The organism is Emticicia sp., from assembly GCF_049241225.1.
Classification (GTDB): Bacteria; Bacteroidota; Bacteroidia; order Cytophagales; family Spirosomataceae; genus Emticicia.
Genome location: NZ_JBMLRC010000380.1, coordinates 34,296 through 38,256, shown reverse-complemented (window position 1 = coordinate 38,256; position 3,961 = coordinate 34,296). Strand labels below are relative to the sequence as shown.

Here is a 3,961-nt window from a genome sequence, read left to right as displayed (position 1 = left end):
CAGCAACAAAAACTTATCTCCCTTACAAGGTAAAAGACATCACTCTTGCCGATTGGGGTCGCAAAGAAATTAAATTAGCAGAAGCCGAAATGCCAGGTTTGATGGCAATCCGTGCTGAATATGGCCCGTCGAAACCATTGGCAGGTGCAAGAGTAGCAGGATGTTTACACATGACAATCCAAACGGCTGTTCTTATCGAAACCCTTGTGGAGTTAGGTGCTGAAGTAACTTGGTCTTCTTGTAATATTTTCTCAACTCAAGACCACGCTGCTGCTGCTATTGCTGCTGCTGGTATTCAGGTTTATGCTTGGAAAGGTCAAACAGCCGAAGAATTCGACTGGTGTATCGAGCAAACTTTGTTTTTTGGTGAAGAACAAAAACCATTAAACATGATTTTGGATGATGGCGGCGACCTTACAAACATGGTATTTGATGTATATCCTGACCTTATCGGTGGTATCAAAGGTTTATCAGAAGAAACTACAACAGGTGTTCACCGTTTGTACGAGCGTATGAAAAATGGCACATTGTTCTTGCCAGCTATCAACGTAAACGACTCAGTAACAAAATCGAAATTCGATAATAAATACGGTTGTAAAGAATCATTAGTTGATGCGATTCGTCGTGCAACTGACGTAATGATGGCAGGTAAAGTTGCTGCTGTTGCGGGTTATGGTGATGTAGGTAAAGGTTCGGCTGAATCACTTCGTGGTGCTGGTTGCCGTGTATTGGTTACCGAAATCGACCCAATCTGTGCTTTGCAAGCGGCAATGGATGGCTACGAAGTAGTTCCAATGGACGAAGCAGTAACTCGTGCGAATATCTTCGTAACGGCTACTGGTAACGTAAACATCATCCGTGACCGTCACTTCAAAGCAATGCGTGATAAGGCTATCGTTTGTAACATCGGTCACTTCGATAACGAAATCGACATGGCTTGGTTGAACCAAAACTATGGCCACACAAAATCTACTATCAAGCCACAAGTTGATATGTACGAAGTTGATGGCAAAGAAATCATCATCTTGGCTGAAGGTCGTTTAGTAAACTTAGGTTGTGCAATGGGTCACCCATCATTCGTGATGTCATGCTCATTCTCTAACCAAACTTTGGCACAAATCGAATTGTGGAACAACCCAGAGAAATACGAGAAAAAAGTTTACGTTCTTCCTAAGCAATTAGATGAGAAAGTAGCTGCTTTCCATTTGGCTCACGTTGGTGCTAAATTAGATACTTTAGATGCTGAACAAGCTGCCTACATTGGTGTAACACCAGAAGGTCCATTCAAATCTGAAATGTATCGTTATTAATTAGTCGATAGTCCATGGACGATAGTCGATGGTATTTTATAGGAAACGCCCATTTATTGAAAGATAGATGGGCGTTTTTGGTTTAGGTCAATTTTTTTCATAAAATTATTTTACTTTAAAGTAAAATATATAGATTTGTATATGAAATTTGAAATTGTCGAACTTGATGAGTTTTCAGGTAGCAAAGCAAGTGTTTATTCTATTTGGATTGACGATAACGAAAAAACACTTTTTGACCAATTTATCTTAGAAAATGAAGGGATTCATGATAAAGAACTTGGCTCAATTACTGATAGACTTGAACTTATTGGGCATCTGACAGGAGCAAGGGAACAATTTTTCAAACCAAATGAAGGCACTTTGGGTGATGGAATTTGTGCTTTGTATGATTCCCCTGACAAAAAGCTAAGACTTTATTGCATTAGATATGGTGCTACTTGTATTGTTTTAGGTGGTGGTGGCGTTAAAAATGTTAGAGCTTTGCAAGACGATGAAAAATTAAAAACAGAAAATTATTTGCTGAGATTTATCTCCAAAAAGATAACTGAAGCCATAAAAAATCAAGATTTGCGGTGGTCGTCTGACGGAAAAAAATTAGAAGGTAATATGATTTTTGAAGATTAAAAACAAAACAATAATATGGAAAATACAAATGAGGCCCATAGTCCCAGAAAATATAAAAGTCCTATTGTATCAAATTTTATAGCACGCCGAAATCCTGCTGAATTTGAGAAAACTCAAAGAAATATGCTACTTTCTGCATTAATTGATGATGCCTTAAAAGCTAAAGGTTGGAATAAAAAACAGTTAGCAGAAGCCATGCACAAAAATCCATCGGAGGTAACAAAATGGCTATCAGGTACTCATAACTTCACTTTAGAAACACTTTACTTGATTGAATCTTACTTAGGTGTTAAATTATTTTCAATACCAAGTCTTGAGGAAAACTATTTAAATCAGTGATTTATCTTATAATAGATTAACAAAAACGCCCATTTATTGAAAGATAGATGGGCGTTTTGTTTTTCTTATCGTAGGAACGTCCAATTTGGACGTTCTTGGAGTAAAACAAGATAAATTCGGGAAAACGTCTATCTTTTTATACTTTAAGTCTCCAAAGTACTTACAAATGTTTTTTAATCGTTAATTTCACTCCGTTAAATCATCCCTTCATCATATTCACTAAATTACTAACCATGAACAAGAAAATTGTCATTTTATTGGCAGCTTTTGCGATGTCGTGCGGAGTTTTCGCTCAAGATGCTGTAAGCTATCAACTCCCGCCCAAAGAAGTAGCCGATTTGCTTTTGGCAAAACCTACGCCCGATGTGAGCATTGACAGCCAAGGCGAATGGATGCTCCAAAGCGAACGTAATTCTTACCCAACCGTTGAGGAATTAGGTCAACCCGAAATCAGAATTGCAGGTTTGAGATTAAACCCCAACAATTTCTCGCCAAGCCGCCAGATTTTCATCAATAATTTTACACTGAAAAACATCAAAACTGGCAAAGAATTTAAAATCAGTGGCTTACCAGCAAATATGTTGGCAGGAAATGTAAGATGGAGTCCGAATGAAAAGAAGATTGCTTTCACGAATACCACCAACAACCGAGTTGATTTATATATTGTTGATGTAGCCACGAAAGTAGCGACGAAAGTCAATAAAAAGGCCTTAAATGTAGTTTTAGGTGCTGATTTGACTTGGTTCGACGATAATTCGATTGTCTATAAAACCGCAATTAGCTTGCCAAGTGCTGCACCTGCAAAGCCAATCACACCTAAAGGCCCAACGGTTCAGCAAAACATCGGAAAAGCTGCTCCTGGTCGTACTTACCAAGATTTGATAAAAACGCCTTACGATGAACAACTTTTTGAGTTTATGGCAACCGCTCAAATGGTGATTAATCGTGGAGGTGTAGAAACGCCTATTGGAAAACCTGCTATTTATGAATCTTATACTTTGTCTCCCGATAAAAAATACTTTTTGTTGGAAGTTTTGAAGAAACCTTTCTCATATTTGGTTACTGCCAGCGGATTTCCTACATCGGTTTCGATTATTGACATTACAGGAAAATTAGTCAAAGAAGTGGCTGATTTACCAAGTGCCGAAACACGACCTTCGGGCAATGATAATGTGCAGAATATTCCAAGAGGTTTTGAATGGAGAGCCGATGAAGCCGCAACTTTAGTTTGGGCAATGCCTTTGGATAGTGGTTTGATTAAAAAGAACGTAGAATTTCATGATGTAGTTTATGCACAAGCAGCTCCTTTCAAAGCCGAAAAACAAGAATTATTCAAAACTAAAATGCGTTTCCGTGGCATAACTTGGGGAAATGAAAGTTTTGCGTGGGTTTCAGAAGGACTGACGGGCAAGCAAACCATCAAAGTGAGTAGATATAACAGTAGCACAAAAAGCATTTCGACACTTTTTGAACGCAATACTACCGATGCCTACGGAAATCCGGGCACGCCTTTGATGGAGAAAAATAATTTTGGCAAACAAGTGATTTTGGTAGAAGGTAACAAGATTTTCTTAAATAATACGGTTGGTTCTTCGCCGAAAGGAGATTTGCCATTTTTGAGCCTTTTTGATATTGACACCAAGAAAACAGAACAACTTTGGCGTTGCAGCGAAGGTACGTATGAGTTT

The 3,961-nt window shown here is 38.3% G+C and carries 3 protein-coding genes and 1 pseudogene; all 4 read left to right on the top strand.

Features of this window, described 5'->3' with window-relative positions; all coding sequences use genetic code 11:
• The coding region (gene ahcY, locus ACOVO2_RS19945; RefSeq protein ID WP_421771667.1) for an adenosylhomocysteinase at positions 1-1,310 on the top strand (1,310 nt) is incomplete at its 5' end.
• Positions 1,311-1,451: 141 nt separating this feature from the next.
• Complete coding sequence (locus ACOVO2_RS19940) at positions 1,452-1,934, top strand: hypothetical protein (protein ID WP_421771666.1); 483 nt, start codon at positions 1,452-1,454, stop codon at positions 1,932-1,934.
• Positions 1,935-1,949: 15 nt separating this feature from the next.
• Positions 1,950-2,273: a helix-turn-helix domain-containing protein gene (locus tag ACOVO2_RS19935; protein WP_421771665.1), complete on the top strand. Its 324-nt coding sequence runs from the start codon at positions 1,950-1,952 to the stop codon at positions 2,271-2,273.
• A 233-nt stretch (positions 2,274-2,506) separates the two neighbouring features.
• Positions 2,507-3,961, top strand: a pseudogene (locus ACOVO2_RS19930) (S9 family peptidase); the annotation flags it as partial.

Bases quoted from the DNA above. Each gene is read 5' to 3' on its own strand.
- ACOVO2_RS19940 (WP_421771666.1), top strand. From the start codon at position 1,452: ATGAAATTTGAAATTGTCGAACTTGATGAGTTTTCAGGTAGCAAAGCA.
- ACOVO2_RS19935 (WP_421771665.1), top strand. From the start codon at position 1,950: ATGGAAAATACAAATGAGGCCCATAGTCCCAGAAAATATAAAAGTCCT.